This is a genomic window from Edaphobacter flagellatus (assembly GCF_025264665.1).
GTDB lineage: Bacteria > Acidobacteriota > Terriglobia > Terriglobales > Acidobacteriaceae > Edaphobacter > Edaphobacter flagellatus.
Genome location: NZ_CP073697.1, coordinates 594,538 through 612,561, shown reverse-complemented (window position 1 = coordinate 612,561; position 18,024 = coordinate 594,538). Strand labels below are relative to the sequence as shown.

10 protein-coding genes are annotated in these 18,024 nt (G+C 58.8%); 4 read left to right on the top strand and 6 right to left on the bottom strand.

Features of this window, described 5'->3' with window-relative positions:
* The first annotated feature begins 46 nt into the window (after positions 1-46).
* Both KFE13_RS02405 and KFE13_RS02400 read left to right on the top strand, forming a co-directional pair.
* Complete coding sequence (locus KFE13_RS02405) at positions 47-1,555, top strand: APC family permease (RefSeq protein ID WP_260706888.1); 1,509 nt, start codon at positions 47-49, stop codon at positions 1,553-1,555.
* Between the two features lie 31 nt (positions 1,556-1,586).
* A complete protein-coding gene (locus KFE13_RS02400) occupies positions 1,587-3,194 on the top strand; it encodes an amino acid permease (RefSeq protein ID WP_260705535.1) in 1,608 nt (535 codons plus the stop codon).
* A 94-nt stretch (positions 3,195-3,288) separates the two neighbouring features.
* Here KFE13_RS02400 and KFE13_RS02395 read toward each other — a convergent pair whose 3' ends face one another.
* The 3 genes from KFE13_RS02395 to KFE13_RS02385 form a co-directional block, all read right to left on the bottom strand.
* A complete protein-coding gene (locus KFE13_RS02395) occupies positions 3,289-6,024 on the bottom strand; it encodes a hypothetical protein (RefSeq protein ID WP_260705534.1) in 2,736 nt (911 codons plus the stop codon).
* Between the two features lie 62 nt (positions 6,025-6,086).
* The gene (locus tag KFE13_RS02390; RefSeq protein WP_313900672.1) at positions 6,087-6,848 is read right to left on the bottom strand and encodes an ABC transporter ATP-binding protein; all 762 of its coding nucleotides are present in this window, start codon (positions 6,846-6,848) and stop codon (positions 6,087-6,089) included.
* Positions 6,849-6,982: 134 nt separating this feature from the next.
* A complete protein-coding gene (locus tag KFE13_RS02385) occupies positions 6,983-8,386 on the bottom strand; it encodes an efflux RND transporter periplasmic adaptor subunit (RefSeq protein WP_260705533.1) in 1,404 nt (467 codons plus the stop codon).
* Positions 8,387-8,672: 286 nt separating this feature from the next.
* Between KFE13_RS02385 and KFE13_RS02380 the strand changes: the two genes are divergently transcribed.
* Both KFE13_RS02380 and KFE13_RS02375 read left to right on the top strand, forming a co-directional pair.
* Positions 8,673-10,397: a GWxTD domain-containing protein gene (locus tag KFE13_RS02380; protein ID WP_260705532.1), complete on the top strand. Its 1,725-nt coding sequence runs from the start codon at positions 8,673-8,675 to the stop codon at positions 10,395-10,397.
* 191 nt (positions 10,398-10,588) lie between these two features.
* Positions 10,589-12,298, top strand: a complete 1,710-nt coding sequence (locus KFE13_RS02375) for a carboxypeptidase-like regulatory domain-containing protein (protein ID WP_260705530.1) — start codon at positions 10,589-10,591, stop codon at positions 12,296-12,298.
* A gap of 91 nt (positions 12,299-12,389) precedes the next feature.
* Here the strand turns inward: KFE13_RS02375 and KFE13_RS02370 are convergent, their stop codons facing one another.
* The 3 genes from KFE13_RS02370 to KFE13_RS02360 are packed head-to-tail and all read right to left on the bottom strand — an operon-like array spanning position 12,390 to position 17,907.
* Entirely contained in the window at positions 12,390-15,527 is a 3,138-nt protein-coding gene (locus tag KFE13_RS02370) for an efflux RND transporter permease subunit (protein ID WP_260705529.1), read from the bottom strand.
* Positions 15,524-16,666 (bottom strand): efflux RND transporter periplasmic adaptor subunit, encoded by a 1,143-nt coding sequence (locus KFE13_RS02365; protein WP_260705528.1) that lies wholly within the window; start codon positions 16,664-16,666, stop codon positions 15,524-15,526. Before KFE13_RS02365 ends, KFE13_RS02370 begins: the two co-directional genes overlap by 4 nt.
* Complete coding sequence (locus KFE13_RS02360; protein ID WP_260705527.1) at positions 16,663-17,907, bottom strand: TolC family protein; 1,245 nt, start codon at positions 17,905-17,907, stop codon at positions 16,663-16,665. Before KFE13_RS02360 ends, KFE13_RS02365 begins: the two co-directional genes overlap by 4 nt.
* Positions 17,908-18,024: the final 117 nt, after the last annotated feature.

The window sequence follows — 18,024 nt, the reverse complement described above, 5'->3', positions numbered from 1 at the left end:
GGAAGAGCAGAGAGCGGGCTCCGCTGCGCCGCAGTTTGTGCAGGGGATGGGGCTTTATTCGGCGACGGCGATTGTGATGGGCTCGATGATTGGATCGGGCATCTTTATCGTTTCGGCGGAGATGTCGCGGACGCTCAACTCACCCGCACTGTTGATCGCAGCATGGCTGGTCACTGCAGTGATGACGATCATCGGCGCGCTAAGCTATGGCGAACTGGCTGCGATGATGCCGAAGGCAGGCGGCCAGTATGTCTATCTTCGCGAGTCGCTGGGGCCGCTTTGGGGATTTTTGTATGGATGGACGCTGTTTCTCGTCATCCAGACTGGAACGGTGGCTGCGGTCGGCGTGGCGTTCGGCAAGTTTCTGGGAGTCTTCTTTCCGTCGGTCAGCGGCAGTCATTGGCTGTGGCATATCGGGCGGGTTCCGGCATGGCATGTCGGGCCGATGGTGCTGGGCACTATGGACATCGGCCTGAATACGGCGAACCTTACCGCCATCATCATCATTACGCTGCTGACGCTGCTGAATACGTTCGGCGTGAAGATGGGGGCAGCTGTTCAGAACGTATTTACCTCGGCCAAGGTTCTGGCACTGGTGGCTATGGTGCTGGTCGGTGTCGTCGTGCGTGATCCGGTGGCGATTGCTGCGAACTTCGGTGAGGGATGGAAGAACTTCTGGGCTGGAGCGGGCTGGAGCACATTGCACGCTTCGCAGATTGGCGGCACGGAGTATGTGGGACTCCTGACGATTGTTGCGATCGTGCAGGTTGGTTCGCTGTTTAGTTCGGATGCCTGGAACAATGTGACGTTTACGGCGGGAGAGATTCGCAATCCGAAGCGCAATCTGCCGTTGTCGCTGGCGATTGGTACGAGCGTGGTGCTGCTGCTGTATGTGCTCTGCAATTTTGTTTATCTCAGCGTGCTCCCTCTGGCAGGCGATCCGCATGCAATGACGATCGTGGAGCGGGGAATCCAGTTTGCGCAGGAAGACCGTGTCGCAACGGCTGTCATGGAGCGCGCCTTCACGGGAAATGGCGCGAGGTTGATGGCTGCGGCCATTCTGATCTCAACCTTTGGCTGTGTGAATGGGATGCTGCTTGCGGGTGCGCGCGTTTATTACGCGATGAGCCGCGATGGATTGTTTTTCAAATCGGTAGGCAAACTGAGCGAGCGGTCGAAGACGCCGGTGAACTCGCTTTGGGTGCAGTGGGCATGGACCTGCCTGTTATGCATTTCGGGCAGCTACGGGCAACTGCTGGATTATGTGATCTTTGCCGTGCTTGTTTTCTATATTCTGACGATCATTGGCCTGTTTGTGCTGCGTCGGACCAGGCCGGATGCTGCGCGGCCTTACCGGGCCTTTGGCTATCCGATTCTGCCGGGGCTGTATATCGTCATGGCGACGTGGATTTGTCTTGTACTATTGCGTTACAAACCTCAATACACATGGCCGGGGCTGATCCTTGTTCTGCTCGGTGTTCCGGTGTATCTGGTGTGGAGGCGTCAGGATATTGCGGTTGGCCAGGACGCCGATCCGGAGATAACCAGGACGTAACGCGGAAATTTTAGGAGAGGCTGGAAAAACGATGTCGATGTTGTTTGCAAGAAAACCAATGGATGCGCTGATGGCCGAGGCCCATGCCGAAGGCGAGCACACGCTGGAGCGTGCGCTAGGTCCCTTCCAGCTGACGGCGCTGGGCGTGGGCGCCGTGATCGGTGCAGGCATCTTTGTCATGGCGGGTCTGGGTGCGCACTATGCCGGCCCCGGCCTGATGCTGTCGTTTATTCTGAGCGGACTGGGATGCGGATTTGCCGGGCTCTGCTATGCGGAGTTTGCTGCGATGATTCCACTGGCGGGTTCGGCATACACCTACGCCTATGCAACGCTGGGCGAGTTGATCGCGTGGATCATCGGCTGGGATCTGACGCTCGAGTATGCGATGGGCGCCAGTACCGTAAGCTCAGGCTGGTCAAACAACTTTGTTGAGCTGCTGAATGTCTTCCACCTGAAGTTTCCTCTGTGGCTGGCCTACGATCATTGGACCGGACTGCGAAAGGCGACGGAAGAGGTAGCGCGCGAGATGATGGCCTCGAATTTTTCGTCGCTCGTGCCAGGGTCTCAGGACTACATCAAGCAGATGAGCAACCTGATCGCCGCGCCAACCGCAGAGATGACGGCACGCGCACACCAGGTATTGGGCGCACCGGTGTTGTTTGGGCATGAGATCGGCATCAACCTTCCGGCGTTGATTATTGCGATCATCATCACGACGGTATTGGCAATCGGCATCAAGGAGTCCGCAAAGTTCAACGCCACCATTGTGGTGGTGAAGGTTGTTGTGGTGCTGTTCGTCATCGGCCTGGGGGCGAAGTATGTGCATCCCGGCAACTGGGGCTCAAATTGGCATGAGTTCGCCCCATTCGGATTCAGCGGCATTGGAGCAGCGGCTGCGTATATCTTCTTCGCGTATATCGGCTTCGATGCTGTTTCGACGACAGCGCAGGAGGCGAAGAATCCTCAGCGCGATCTGCCGATAGGCATGATTCTGTCGCTGTTGATCTGCACGCTGCTCTACATCGGTGTTGCGGCTGTGCTGACGGGCATGGTGCCGTGGCAGTCGGTGAATATTGAGGCCCCGCTGGCGAGGGCGTTCCTCGACCGCGAGCTGACCTGGGCGTCGGACATCATCGTGGTTGGCGCGCTGGCCGGACTGACGAGTGTGATGCTGGTGATGTTGCTGGGGCAGACACGCGTGCTGTATGCGATGGCCTCCGATGGCCTGCTGCCGAAGAAGTTTTTCGCGGAGGTCCATCCCCGGTTCCGCACGCCGTTCAAGAACACGTTCCTGGTGGGCATCCTTGCAGGTGTGGTCGGTTCAGTGACTCCGATCGACGATATCGGCAAGATGGTGAACATCGGAACGTTGCTTGCCTTCGTAATCGTCTGCATCTCGATCATGGTGCTGCGCAAAACTGACCCGGACCGCGCACGTCCGTTCCGGACACCGCTGGTTCCGTTTGTGCCGATCATGGGCATTGTGGCGAACGGCTACCTGATGATCAAGCTGGGCTGGCTGAACTGGGCACGGTTGATTGTGTGGCTGGCGATCGGACTGGTGGTGTACTTCACCTACAGCGTGAAGCACAGCAAAGTGCGGGCTCGATTGCAGAAGTCAGTTGGGGTGAAGGGATAGGCCTGCACTCGCGATTGAGGGAAACGTGATGATTGAAAAGCCCTGACCATTCGGTCAGGGCTTTTTGCGTGCGACGCAACATCGAAAGAGAGCCCTAATGAGCCTGAGGCTGTGGTGGCGTGGTTGGCTGAGCAGGAGTTGAAGCTGCGGGAGCTGGTGGCTCCTGCGCTGGCGTGGTCGGCGTGGAGGGTATGCTCGCTGGAGTGCTGGTTGTATTCGAGCTGCCGGCAGAGCTATTCGGTGTGCTGTTTGCTGCGCCAGCGGCTGTGCTGCTGGCGGATGGGGCAGGTGGTCCGATCCGCTGGATGGGCATGGTGACGTTGTTGGCCGAAGCGGGTTCGTCACGCAGCCGGAGGTAGAAGCCGCTCTTCGGGGGGCGAGGAAGGGTGAGCGTGTTGCCGACGAAGCCTTCGGGGACCTCGATCGGGGCAGCAAAGTCCTGGGTGGTGGAAAGTGCGTCGACGAGGTAGAGACTGGAGCCGGAGAGCGTGCAGGCTGCCGCCGTATCGGCAGGGCAGTGGAGGCTGTCGAGCGTGGGCAGACGGACGAGGGTGGCCAGTGGGATCCAGTCGCCCGGTGTGCCGTCCGGTGCGACGGCGCGTAGCCGGATGGGGCCGTAAGCGGAGGTGCCGAAGGTCTTGAGCGGATCGAAGGTGGCTAGCAGCGTATGGGCATTTTGCAGAACGAGAGTCCCGGCGGTGACGCTGAGGGTCGTGCGCAGGCTCTCATCGTCGTCGGCAATCTCAATCTGCGCATTGCGGGGGAATGGAGCTTTCGAGCGCAGCGAGAAGGTGATCTGCTGATTGATCGGCAGGTCGTCGGAGCTGGCCAGACGAATGGGCGATCCCTGCACCGGGGGAATGGTTTTGCTGATAAGGGAGATGACAGGCCGTGGTGTCGATACGGTGAAGGGGAGATTGAAATCACGTCCATCGCGCAGGGAGACGTGTGCAGTGAGTTTGTCGTCGGGCTTGAACTTTGGGGCCTGGCTGGAGGCCGGAAGAGAGAGCAGGAGGTTCTGCGCATTGTCGTTATGCGTGCCCTTATCGCTGTGCGGGGCAGAGGTAGGCGAGCCGGATGGTGTGAAGACAAGGCCGTTGACGGTGACCTGGCGAACCTGATCAAGGCTGGAGCCGGAGAGCGTGGCGGCGGTGTCTCCTGCATGGAAGGAGAGGCCGGTGAGCTGTGCGGGCTCGGAGAAGGTCTGTGTGGTGACGGCGGCTACCTGGGCATCACCGTACTGATGTACGTCGAGATGGATGGAGCCGGGATCGATCGATTTGAGCGAGAGGGTGACGTCAACCGTGTTGGGTTTGTCCGACTGCTTCCATTGCACATCGTAACGGCGGCCGACGGCGGGATCGAAGGTGATGGTATGGATGCAGGCAGTGCCGGTAGAGGTGAGATCGAGATGGTTGTCGCGTCCGGCAATGAGGACGGCGTCCGTGGCGAGTTTCCAGTCCGTGCCGGGGGTATCCTGCAGCGGCAGCGTGGGGCCGGTGAAGGGATCGAAGCCCCAATAGCCGACGACGGTTCCGGTAACCGGGGTGTGAGGCGCAGTGGGGTCGGTGGGGAGCTTCGGCGTGGAAGCCTGCGTGTTTTTCGTGTCGGAGGTCTTGGTGAACTCAGGAGCGAAGAGAGGTTTGCGCTCTTGGGCTGAGGCGACGACGAGTCCACCCTTGAAGGCATCGGCTACGAGCGGGATGTCTGCGTGATTCCCATCTCCGTTGATGTGGAGGTAAAGATCATGAGCGAAGCCGGTGGAGAAAACAAGTGGTGCGCCTTCGACGGGGAGAACGACCTGCGGCTCCAGCAGGCAGGTGATGTGGCGGGCATTGGCGGCACGCAATGGAGGCGGCACAGCCTTCTGAATAGAGGGGAGTCCGATGACAATCACAGACTTTGGATTGTGGAAGGAGGGCGCGGTGTTGAGGCGCAGATTAAGCTGCTCGGCCTCGGGAAACGCGATGGCCGGGATGTACTGGTACTGGGCAGTGTGGAGATTGCCCATCAGGCGGACGAGATCGACGACAGCTCCGACATAGGCGCTGTAAAGGCCGCCACCCATGACGGACGTGCTGGCAGCGGCTCCGATGAAAGCGGAGGTATCGCCGTTGGAAAGCATGGAGACGACGGTCTGTCCGTGTCCGTCGTCGAGCAGCGTCTGGGTCCCGGTCTGGGTGAGGCAGGTGTACTGCTGGTCGACGGGCCGGTTAAAGCAGTCCTGGTTGGGACGAAGATTGAGGGTGCGGGCGAGCAGGTTGGAGTGCTCAAGCAGCGCCTTAGAGTCGCCGGGAGGTGCCTGGCGGATAGAGGCGAGGTACTTTTCGATGCGTGCCTGTTCGAAGCCGGCCTCGGTGAGATCCTGCGAGGCGCGGACGAAGATGCCGGGGCGTCCGCGGACGGCGGAGCGCAGGGTGGAGAAGTCGCCGCCGGTCTCGGGTGCGAGAAAGAGGAGAGCCTGCTGGGCCTCGTCGGGGACGGTAATGGTGACGCCCTCTTCACGAACTTTTTTGTTCCAGGTCTCGATCTTCGTGAACCAGTTGTCCGGCGGAGGATTGGTGGTTCCGCGAAGGAAGACGGCGACAAGGAGGTAGTGGACAGACTGAGTGCGCGGAAGATCGGCGAAGAGCCAGAGCTTGTCTCCGGGCTGAAGATTGGGGACAGAAGCAATAGGCAGGGTCTTACTGTCGCGGGTGACGCGCACGTCAACGCGTGGGCCGGCGAGGTCAAACCGGGCCGGGCCCTGTGCCGAAGCAGAGGCGAGCAAAAGAACAGCAGATAGAGCAGCAGCGGCGGCGCGAAAGCGACCGGAGAGCATTGCCATCATTCCATCTTAGACGTCTTCAGGCGAGGAAGTGGATGCGGCAGATGACCTAGGGCTAAGGTGCTCTATTGGTTACGGATACGACCCGATACCTGATCGCTGGCGATGACTCCGTCGCGAATGGTGACGACCCGGTGGGCGTATTCGGCGATATCGGGTTCGTGGGTGACGAGGACAATGGTGTTGCCCTTGGAATGGAGCTCGTCGAAGAGGGCCATGATCTCGTCGCCGGTCTTGGAATCGAGGTTACCAGTAGGCTCGTCGGCGAGGATGATGGAGGGGTTATTGATGAGGGCACGTGCGATGGCGACGCGCTGGCGCTGGCCGCCAGAGAGCTCGTTGGGCTTGTGCAGCATGCGGGTGCCGAGGTTGACGCTCTCGAGGGCAGCTTTGGCGCGCTCCTCGCGCTCGGAGGCGGGCGTGCCGTTGTAAATGAGGGGGAGCTCGACGTTGTGCAGCGCCGTGGCGCGAGCGAGCAGATTGAATGTCTGGAAGACGAAGCCGATCTCTTTATTGCGGATGCGGGCGAGCTCGTCGTCGTTGAGCTCGGAGACGTCGTGGCCGTTGAGCCAGTACTTGCCCTGCGAAGGAGAGTCAAGGCAGCCGATGAGGTTCATCAGCGTGGATTTTCCTGAGCCGGAAGGACCCATGATGGCGACGTACTCGTTGTGGCGGATACGGAGATTGACACCGCGCAGGGCGTGGACTTCCTGGTCGCCCATCTCGTAGGTCTTCCAGAGATTGTCGGTGACGATGACGTCGCCGGGGCGTGGGCCGTCGGCGTTGCTGACTGTAGGGGTGGTCTCGACTGCGATCTCGGAAGACATCCGGTTCTCCGGTATTTCGGTTCTAGAATAGTACGTTTTCGGGTTAGTACGTCCGAAAGTGGGCAACGGTTCCGTCGGGAGCCGAGTAGGAACAGGGAGAACAGGGCCGGTTTGCAGGGGTCCGAGGCTCGCGATCAGGACGACTTGTCGGCCTCGGACTCCGGTGTATTGTCTCGTTTGACTAAAGTACCGCTCTTTAGAGAGCGAAGTATCTTGTAGCGTCCGGTGACTATCTCGTCTCCGGGCTTGAGGCCGCTGGTGACCTCGATCTCCGTGGCCCCGGTAACCCCGGTGGTGACGGGGACAAAGACGGCGCGTAGCTTCTTCTTCTCATTCTGCAGGATGTAGACACCCTGAACCGTCTGCGGCTTCGAGACCGGCGTGGCTCCTGCCGTGGCAACTGCCCCTGCACCTGGAGTCTTGCCGTTGCTGGCAGCGAAGGCCTTTTCTTTAGCCGGATCACGCTGAACGAGCGCCTGGATAGGGATCGTCATGACGTCTTTCTGGTGTGCCGTCGTGATCTTGGCAGTCGCTGAGAGGCCGGGTTTGAGATCGTCGGACGGCTGATCCAGGGTCACGACGACCTTGAAGTCCTTAGCCTCTTCGGTGCCGGTCGTGGACTGGCTGGTGGCAAGGCCGGTGGTGCGCAGGAGCGCCTGATCGCCTACTTCGGTTACGTGTCCTTTGAAGACACGGCCGGGCAGGGCATCAACAGTGACGTCGACCGGTTGGTTGAGCTGGACGTTGACGATGTCGGTCTCGTCCACCTTCACTTCCGCAGTGATAACGCTCATATCGGCAAGGGTCATGAGCGTGGAACCCTCGGCGTTCTGAATGCCGACGACGACGGTTTCCCCTTCGCGTACGGGGACATTGGTGACGAGAGCATTGAATGGAGCGCGGCTCTGCGTGAGTCCCAGGGAGTAGTTATTGCCGCGCAATGTGGCGACGGCCTGCTCGACATGCCCGCGTGCGGATTCGGTTTGCGCCTTAGCCTGGGCTACAGCCGCGACACGTTGCTGGAGAGTCGCCATGGAAACGTCATAGGCTGCTTTTTTGGCATCGTAATCCTGCTTGGCGATGAGTTTCTCGTTGTAGAGCCCCTGAGCACGCTCGAAGTCAAACTTCTTCTGTTCGAGGTCGGCTTTGGCCTGCTCGACATTGGCTTCGGCGGTGCGTTCGGCCGCGGTGTAGGACTGTACATCGGTCTTCGAGGCCGCGATAGTCGCATTCTGGGCCTGGACGGCGGAAGCTGGCTGTTCGCTCTCGACGGTAGCGACGAGCTGGCCGGCCTTTACATGGTCGCCTTCCTTGACATACAGGTGCGTGATGCGTCCGAAGGCGGTGGCGCCCACATTGACGTAGGTCTTCGGCTTGATCTGGCCGGTTCCGCTGACGACGGCGACGAGGTCCTGACGGACGACCTTGCCGGTGGCTACGGGGGTGACGGAGCCCTGGCTATGGAGGATACTGCCGATGACGATGCCTGCGAGGACAAGGACAGCAACTGCAATCAGGACAATTTTTTTTGTGGTCATGTGAGCGTCTCTTGCGCGGGTCTCTTCTCGGATAAATTTTCTGGCGCGTCTCGATGCGCTGCCATAGAAAAGGAGTACGAAAAAATCTTTGTGCCGGTTCCGGTGTGTTGTCTGAAGGTTATACGCCCGGGCGGTTTTTACGTGAGCCGAAACGGTAGAGCTAACGTCTATCTGACTATAGGTTTGTGGCGGAATGATATCAGGGCCTTCAACGATGTTTCCACCCTTGTAACCTGACTGTAACTGGCACTACAATATACGTTGCATCAGGAGCGTTCTCAGCACCATGACCACGGCACGGTATCTTGTTCTAGGCACAGCATTCCTCTCGCTTGCAATCTACGGCGGCAGGACGATTCAGGCGCAGTCGAGCGCGCCGGACGGGGTGACCCAGACCAAGCCGGTCGAAGAGAAGCCTGATCCGTTAAAGCGTCAGCCGAGCGACAAAGAGAAGCTCGCTCAGCAGAAGGCCCTGCGGCAGGAGTTGAAGGGCGTCTACAAGAAATGGCTGGATGAGGACGTTCGCTGGATCATCACCGACCAGGAGATGCAGGCCTTCAAGCACCTGGCCAACGATGAAGAGCGCGATACCTTCATCGAGAACTTCTGGCTGCGCCGCAATCCGAACCCGGATTCACCGGACAACGAGTTCCGCGACGAGCACTATCGCCGTATCGCGTATGCCAACGAGCACTTTGCCGCAGGGAAGCCCGGATGGAAGACGGACCGCGGTCACATCTACATTGCCTATGGCAAGCCGGACTCGATCGAATCGCACCCGAGCGGCGGTAACTACGAGCGTCCGATGGAAGAGGGTGGCGGCAATACCTCCACATATCCCTTCGAGACATGGCATTATCGCTATCTGCAGGGAATCGGCGACAACATCGACATCGAGTTTGTCGATACCTGCATGTGCGGCGACTACCACATGACGATCGACCGCTCGGAGAAGGACGCCCTGAAGTACGTGCCTGGAGCCGGCGCGACGATGTACGAGCAGATGGGGCAGGCGGACAAGAAGGACCGCTTCACAGGAGGCGGCCTGGAGCAGTTGGGCACCGGCCCGATGTCGACGATGAATCAGTCGAAGCAGTTCGATCGCCTGAACACCTATGCCAAGCTGATGGCGGCGCCGGAGATCAAGTTCAAGGACCTGGAGAGCTACATGGTGAGCTCGAAGATCCTGAGCGGCCCCCCATTTCTGTTTGATGTGCGCACAGACTATGTGAAGGTGACGAACGACACTGTGCTGGTTCCGGTGACCCTGCAGATTCGCAATAAGGACATCACCTTCCAGAACAAAGATGGCGTGGCGACAGGGACCGTCAACATTCTTGGCCGGGTGTCGAACCTGAGCCACAGGCCGATCCAGACCTTCGAAGATACGGTCAAGGTCGAGGTGCCGAGCGACCTGCTGGCGCGTACGCAGAACAACGCTTCGGTGTACTGGAAGTCGATCCCGTTGCGTCCCGGCCTGTACAAGGTCGATATCGTGATCAAAGACGTGAATAATCCGGATCACATCGGACGCTGGCAGCGCAGCGTAAACGTTCCGAAGTATGACGACGACCGTTTGGCCGCCTCGTCGCTGATTCTGGCCGACCAGATGGAGCGAGTACCGTCGAAGGATATCGGTGCCGGAAACTTTGTCATTGGAAATACGAGGATTCGCCCTCGGGTGTCCTCCGGCGGATCACAGCCGGTTACCTTCCACAGGAACCAGATGTTGAACTTCTGGATGCAGGTGTATAACCTCGGTATCGATGAAAAGAGCAAGAAGAACGATGCCACGATCGAATACCAGGTGACGAATCTGGCGAACAACCAGACGCTTCTGCAAACGCAGGAGCTGACGTCGAAGACGAATCCGAATGCGGACCAGGTGACGCTGGAGCGGTCGATGCCGCTTTCCAGCCTGGAGCCGGGCAAGTATCAGATCACCATCAAGGTTGATGATGGGATCACCAAACAGCAGATCGCAGAATCTGCACCATTTGTTGTTGATTGATCGTTTGACGTATTGTTTTTGTGGAGTGAACTTCAGGAGTGCTGGCCAGAAGGCGGTACAGTTACGCGGATACGACTTGCGAAACTGGCCTCCGGCGCGACCTCTCGACGCGAGTCCTTTATTTTTGCGGACGCGTTTTTATTAGGAGCAGCCGTCGACGCCCAGGTGCCTTTATTGTGCAGCGAAACCAGGTGAAGATCGCGATCTTGGGGCTATTCATAGCCACCATTCCCGGCTGGGCAGCAACGCCCGCAGCCGTCTCGGGAGTGGTGCGCGATTCGCAGGGCGTCGTGCAGATGGGGGCGCTGGTACAGGTGTTGAACGCGAATTCGTCCCTGGTAGGGACTGCGTTTACGGACCTGCATGGTCATTACCTGATCGCGAACCTGATTCCCGGAAAATATGAGGTCCGTGCCTCCGCGGCGTTGTTTGTGCCCACGTTGAAGGGGAACCTGCAGCTGCGTCCAGGCGCACGCGCGGTGGTGAATCTGACCATGAACGCGATCTTCGATGCGGCATCATGGCTCCCGGCAGAGCGGCGCAAGGCGGACGAGCCAGCTGACGACTGGAAATGGACGATGCGCTCATCGGCGAATCGGCCCATCCTGCGGGTCTTCGATGAAAACGGCGACATGGTGATGGTGTCGTCGAGCGCTGCGGAGCACACGCGTATGCCGGATAAAGCGCGGGCATCTGTGACTTCGGGCGACGGTGGCTTCGGGGCAGGAGGCATTCATAACGTCTTCCAGATGGACCGATCGCTGCCCGACGGTTCGGATGTGCGCCTGCGTGCCGATGTAGGCGCGGCCACGGGGCCGTATCTGCGGGCACCTTCGACGTCGATGTCGGCGGGCTATCAGCGCAAGCTCGGATTTGCCGGTGCCGGTCGCATGGTAATGAGCTATCAATCGCATCCGGAGATGATGAGCGCCGGTGGCGCGGTTGGCTACGATGCGGTGGAGATGGCTTCGGCGCAGAAGACGGAGCTGGGCGACGCGGTCGACCTGGAGCTTGGCGGCACGGTATACGTTGTCCACGGAGCGGGCTATGCGATGTCGTCACGGCCGTTCCTGCGGATTACGGCGCACCCGACGTCAAATTGGAACGTTGGCTATCGCATGGCGACCTCGCGTGACCTGCAATCGTTCGAGGGCCTGGACTCGGTGGAGCTGGAGCTTCCGGTTGGTGTGATGACCGAGGGACGCATGCAGATGGAGCGCGGACTGCATCAGGAGTTCGTGATCAACCGGAAGGCCGGGCGCGGCATCGTGCAGGCAGCCTTCTATAAGGACAACCTGGGTAAGGTGATGTTGTCGGGAAGTGGACAGATGTCTGCTGCTGATCTTGCCGCAGCGCAGGGGCCGAAGGCCGTTGGTCTGCTTGCGGACACGACGACGGACACCTTCCGCGTGCTGGGATCGGGGCTGTCGTCGCAGGGAATCAATCTGCTGATGACGGAGCCGATCACGCCGGGACTGTGGGTTGCGGTGGAGTACAGTACAGGTTCGGCCATGGCAGCTCCTGAGGGCAAACGGCCCATGAATCTGCAGCAGGTGAGCACAGAGCTGAAGCCGAAGGCGGCGCAATCGGTGACGGTTGCGGTGAAGGGAAGAGTGATCCATAGCGGCACTCAGGTACGGGCGTCCTATCGCTGGCAGCCGGAAGCACTGGTGACACCGGTAAATCCGTTTGCCGCGTTCAGCGATCAGGCTTATTTGAGCTTCTTTATCCGGCAGCCGATTCGTTGCGGATCGCTGTTACCTGCTGGCCTGGAGGCGACCGTAGATATGACAAACCTGCTGGAGCAAGGCTATCGTCCGGTACTGTCGAAGGACGGAAGGACATTATTCCTGGCACAGACGCCGCGCACGCTTCAGGCTGGTTTGGCATTCAACTTCTAAACGAACATTGCTTTTGTAAGACATAAAAGGGAGCCATTCAGGCTCCCTTTTATGTGCACCGCATGGGCCGATCCGGTATGCCTGCGACCGTCTAATTCATGAACTCCGTCTCAGGTACAGGCAGGACATCCTTTTCGCGCGCGATCCAGACGTACAGGGTAGGCATGAGGAAGACGCTGATGACCAGTGCAGCGATCAGGCCGCCAACAATGACGATGGCGAAAGGACGTTGCGAGTCTGAACCGATGCCGCGCGACATAGCTGCAGGCAGCAGGCCCAATGTGGCGACGAGCATGGTCATCATGATGGGACGAAGCCGCAGGACGGCACCTTCGATCGCAGATTCTTCGATGGTGTTGCCGCGCGCACGGAGCTGATTAATGTACTCCAGCATGATGACACCGGTCTGGACAGAGACGCCGAAGAGTGCAAGAAACCCTACGCCCGAGGAGACGCTGAAGTGCGTTCCCGTAAGCAGCAGCGCGAGCAGTCCACCGATGGGGGCCATCACGACGTTAGCGAGGATGAGCATGGCCCACTTGAAGGACTTGAACATCATGTAGAGGATGAAGAAGATGATGAGGATCGTGATCGGCAGCACGATCATAAGGCGTTTGTTGGCGCGCTTCTGGCTCTCGTACTCACCGGCCCATTCGACGTGATAGCCCTTGGGCAGCTTGAGCTGCTTGTTGACTTTGTCGATGGCCTCTTCGACGGTGCTTCCGAGGTCGCGTCCACGGACGCTATATTTGACAGCGACGTAACGCTGCTGCCCTTCGCGATAGATGGCCTCTGCGCCATCGATTGCTTCCACCTTGGTGAGCTGTGCCAGAGAGACACGCTCGCCAGAAGGTGACAGCAGACGCACGTTCTCAATGGCTTCGCGGGTGTCGCGATACTGCTTCTGATAGCGCAGTACGAGGTCATAGCGGGCCTCTCCGCGCAGGACCTGGCTAACGGCGGTTCCTCCGACTGCGGTCTGGATGGCGTCCTGGATGTCGGAGACGTTGATGCCGAAGCGGGCGGCGGCCTGGCGATCGACGGTAAAGGTCAGGTTCGGCTGCCCGATGACGCGGAAGAGGCCAAGATCTCGAACGCCCTGAATCTTGCTCATGATGCCGACGACCTGGTTGCCTTTTTCTTCAAGCACCCTCAGATCGTCTCCATAGATTTTGACGGACAACTCGCCCTTGACGCCGCTGACGGCCTCCTCGACGTTATCGGAGATGGGCTGAGAAAAGTTCCAGATGACGCCGGGGATCTGTTCGAGCTGCTGGCTCATCGAGGCGATGAGGTCTTCCTTGTTTTCGTGAAAGACGGGCCGCCAGTCTTCTTTCGGCTTCAAGCCGACGAAGTATTCGGTGTTGAAGAAGCCTGTGGTATCGGTACCGTCATCGGCGCGTCCAGCCTGACTGGTGGCTTGGATCACTTCCGGGAAGCTGGCGAGGATGACGCGCGCTCGATTGGCGATAGCAACACTCTCATCGGGGCCGGTGCTGGGAGCGAGCGTGCCGCGTACCCAGATGGCGCCTTCGTCGAGATGGGGGAGGAACTCGGAGCCGATGACGCCACCGAGAGAGAGATAGAGTGTCATCGCGAAGGCAAGTAATGCGCCGCCGATGGCGAACCAGCGATGTTCAATCGACCACGTTACTCCCTTGCGGTATTGGACGGTGACGAAGTGCAGTATCGGGTTCTCCCACTCCGTTGCGCCCATGCGGAACAGGAAGCTGGCGAGCACGGGAGCGATGACGACGGAGAAGAGCAGCGCGCCCAGCAGAGCGAAGGCTACGGTCCACGCCATCGGTTTAAAGAGACGGCCTTCGACGGCCTGCAGCGTGAAGATGGGCAGGTAGGCAGTGATGATGATGGCGATAGCGAAGAAGACGGGCCGCTGGACCTCATGTGCGGCGTCGCGAATCTTTTCTGCAGGAGTCTGAATCTCATTGCCGCTGCGGTTGAGGTGGCGAACGATGTTTTCCACCATGACGACGGCGCCGTCGACGACCATGCCGAAGTCCAGTGCGCCCAGCGAAAGCAGGTTTGCGGGAATGTGCCGCAGGTCGAGGCAGATCGAGGCGAAGAGGAGCGAGAAGGGAATCGTCAACGCGACGATGAGGGCGCCGCGTACGTTGCCCAGAAACAGGAAGAGGATGACAACGACCAGGATCAGTCCCTCGGTCAGATTGTGCATTACCGTGTGCGTGGTGAAGTGGATGAGATCGCTGCGATCGAGGAAGGGCTTGATCTGCACCCCTTTGGGGAGGATGTGGTCGTTGATCTCCTTGACCTTGGCTTCGATTCCTTGCAGTGTCGGGTCGGCGTCCGCACCCTTTTGCAGCAGCACAATGCCTTCGACGACGTTGGGATTGTCGATAAGTTTGCCGTCGACTCGGCGGATCGTCCTGCCGTTCTGTCCGAGGCGAATCCTGGGGCCTTGCTCGACGACGGCGATGTCTTTTACGTGCAGCGCAGTGCCGGCCTGCGTTTTGATCAGCGTGTTCTCAATCTGCTGTACATTGGCAAAGAGGCCGACGGCCTGCACATTGATCTGCTGGGTACCGGCGACGATATAGCTTCCACCGGCATTGGTGTTGTTGTTGGCGAGTTGTTGTTCGATCTGTCCAACGCTGAGGCCGTAGGCTATGAGCTTGTCGGGATCCAGGCGAATTTGATATTCACGGGTCTCACCGCCGAGACTGGTGACGTCGACGACACCCTGGACCTGCTTGAACTGCTTTTCCAGCGTCCAGTCTTCGAGCGCCTTAATCTCCATCACGTCGATTTCTGGGTTCTTGCTCTCGATCGTGTAGAAGAAGATCTGTCCTACCGGGCTCCAGTCTGTGCCTAGCTGAGGAACAAGGCCTGCCGGAAGAGAGACCTGGCCCATGCGCTCGACGACATGCTCGCGGTTCCAGTTGTTCTCCGATTCGTCGTCGAAGATCAGCATGATGCTCGAGAGGCCAGCGAGCGTGGTAGAGCGCAGGTGTTGCAGGTGAGGGATTCCCGCCATCTGAATCTCGGTAGGAACCGTGACCTGTTGCTCAATGTCTTCGGCAGAGTGGCCCGGCCACTGCGTGATGATGTTGACGTAGTTATTCGCTACGTCGGGGTAGGCTTCGACAGGCAGGTTATGAAACGAGAGGGCTCCCCAGCCAAAAAGCAGGATTGCCATCGCAAGAATAAGGAAGCGGCTTCGCAGCGCGAAGTCGACAAGCGCACGGATCATTGCGCCTCCAGCGTGGCTTCCAGTTGGAGGACGTTGGAGACAACCTGCTGGTTGGCGTTGATGCCGGAGAGAACTTCCTGCTTGTTGCCAGGAAGCATGTTGCCGCCATGAACCTCAACACGCTTGAACTTCTTCTCTCCCGCGGGAACAAAGACCCAGTCGCGATCATGCAGGTGCAGCACTGCGGAGGCTGGCACAACAGCGTGCATCTCCTTCGTCTTGCCCTGGAAGGTCGCGGTGACGAACATACCGACTTTGAGGAGACCGGGGTTGCGGACTTCCACACGTACTTTCGCTGTGCGGATATTCGGGTCGAGAACCGGGCCGATGTCGGAGATGCGGCCGGTCAGTATCTTGTCCGGATAGGCATTCACCTTGATCGACGCAGTTTGTCCCAGCGCAATCTTCGAAAGGTCGTTCTCGTAGACGTCGCAGATGATCCATACAGAGGACAGATCGGCGATCGTAAACGCCGTCGATGAACCGGAAAAAGTCATACCGGCCGCAGCGGCGTTGGTGACATTCTGGCTGATGATGACGCCAGAAATGGGCGAATAAACAGGGACAACGCTGCTGGGATGGTTCTTGTCGACACCGAGGGTTTTGAGCTGTTCTTCGGCTGCAGTGAGATCCGCCTGCATGTCCTTCTCAGCGTCTTCAGCCTGTTCAAGCGCGCTGAGCGGAATAGCGCCGTGATCGTAGAGGTCCTTGGCGCGAACATAGGCTTTATTCGAGAGGCGCTCGTCGTTGACGGCCTTCAGATAGGTGTCGAAGGCGTTTGTGCTGTCGGGACTTTGAACGCGCAGCAGCAATTGACCTTTCTTCACGCTGTCTCCAAGGCGCGCCTTGATGTCGACAACCCGGCCGCTGGCGAGAGAGATGACTGGTACCTCACGCGCGATGTCAGGATTGACGGTGCCGGTAACCTTCAACTCCGAGATGGCATCAACCTGTTCCGCCGTAACGAGCGGAAACTGCTCCGGTTTATCAACGGTGACAAGACTCATGTCACCGGTCTGCACGACCTGCGTGGTGGGCGGCGCGCCATCGGATGGATTGAACTTCTTTTCGCATGCTGTCAATGACAGGCATACAGCGAGATAACCGGCGCTCTTGAGCAGGGACTTGTTTGTTGTCATTGAATTACCTCGCGTCCCACGGCCAGGTTCAGTTGGCTCGCCGCAGACAGATAAGAACCGATCAATTGCAGATAGGCCAGTTGCACGTTGCGGTAGTCGCTCTGTGCATTCAGGAAGTCCATCAGAGAAGCTCCTCCACGCTGATAGGCATAGGTCACCGTCTCGCGGACGCGCACAGCCTGATCCAGGTACCTCGCTTTATAAGGGCGCAGCAGGACAAGGCTGCTGTTGACCTGCGCGTATGCGGAATCGACATCGGCGAAGACCTGCGCGCGCATGGCCTCGGTCACCTGCTGGTTGCGATCGATATCGATCAGCGTGCGCTGCTTTTCGCCTTGATTGCGATCGAAGATGCGCAGCGGAATGTTAATGCTGGCGCCGATCGTCTGATGCGCATATTGATTATTGAAGGACGGGTTGTAGGTATACCAGCCGCTGAGTGTTGGATCGGTCGACCCATTCGACACAGCAAGCTTGTGATTCGTAACAGCCTGCTGCGCAGATTGAAGCGCCGCCTGCAGGTCGGGCCGTGTATCGAGAGCGGTCTGACGGAACGAATCCAGCGTATCCAGTTGATCCGTGAAGGTGAACGGCCCCTGAACATCGAACTGGTCGATGGGAGTCCGGTCATTCAGCAACTGAAGCAGCTGAATCTTCGCCGTGCGCAGGTTGATCTCAGCCGTCTGTAGATCGGATTCATATTGAACGCGTTGCAGCTCAATTCTGTCGAGATCGATCTGGGCCAGGTCACCGCTTTTGAATCGAGCGCGGCTGATCTCAATAATGTGATCGTAGTAGTCGAGTTCCTTTTGCGAAAGATCGACCGTGGCCTTTGCCTGCAGTGTCTGGATAAATGCCGTCCGCAGCGTGAAGATAAGATTGCGCTCCAGATCGGAATGGAGCGAGGTCGCGATCTGCGTACCCTGCTTTGCGCTCTCAAGACGCAGTTCACGTTTATGCTCGCGTTCATGCAGGTAGCTAAAGGCAGGGGAGATCTGCGTGCCCGCAATGGGCTTCCATACGCCCTGATAGCGGGCGATCTGGGTTCCGTCGGTAGACAGCGTGAATCCAGGATTCGGACGAAGGAAGGCCGTGATTTCCTGTGCCTTCATCTCCTGCACGTTCAGGGCGTCAGCCTTGAGCGTAGGATTTGCGGTTTCAAACTTGTCTTTAACCTGGTTCCAGGTGTAAGCCGTTTGCGCACTGGCGAGCGTGGAACAAAGCGCTAGGCCCAGTGCCAAAGCAGAATAAGGTAGCCGAAGAGAATTGGATAACTTATGGGAGATCACAGATAAGCTCGCCCTTCCAGGCCACTTTGGTGATAAGGGTTGAATGAAGTTGCTCGCAGATAAGTACCA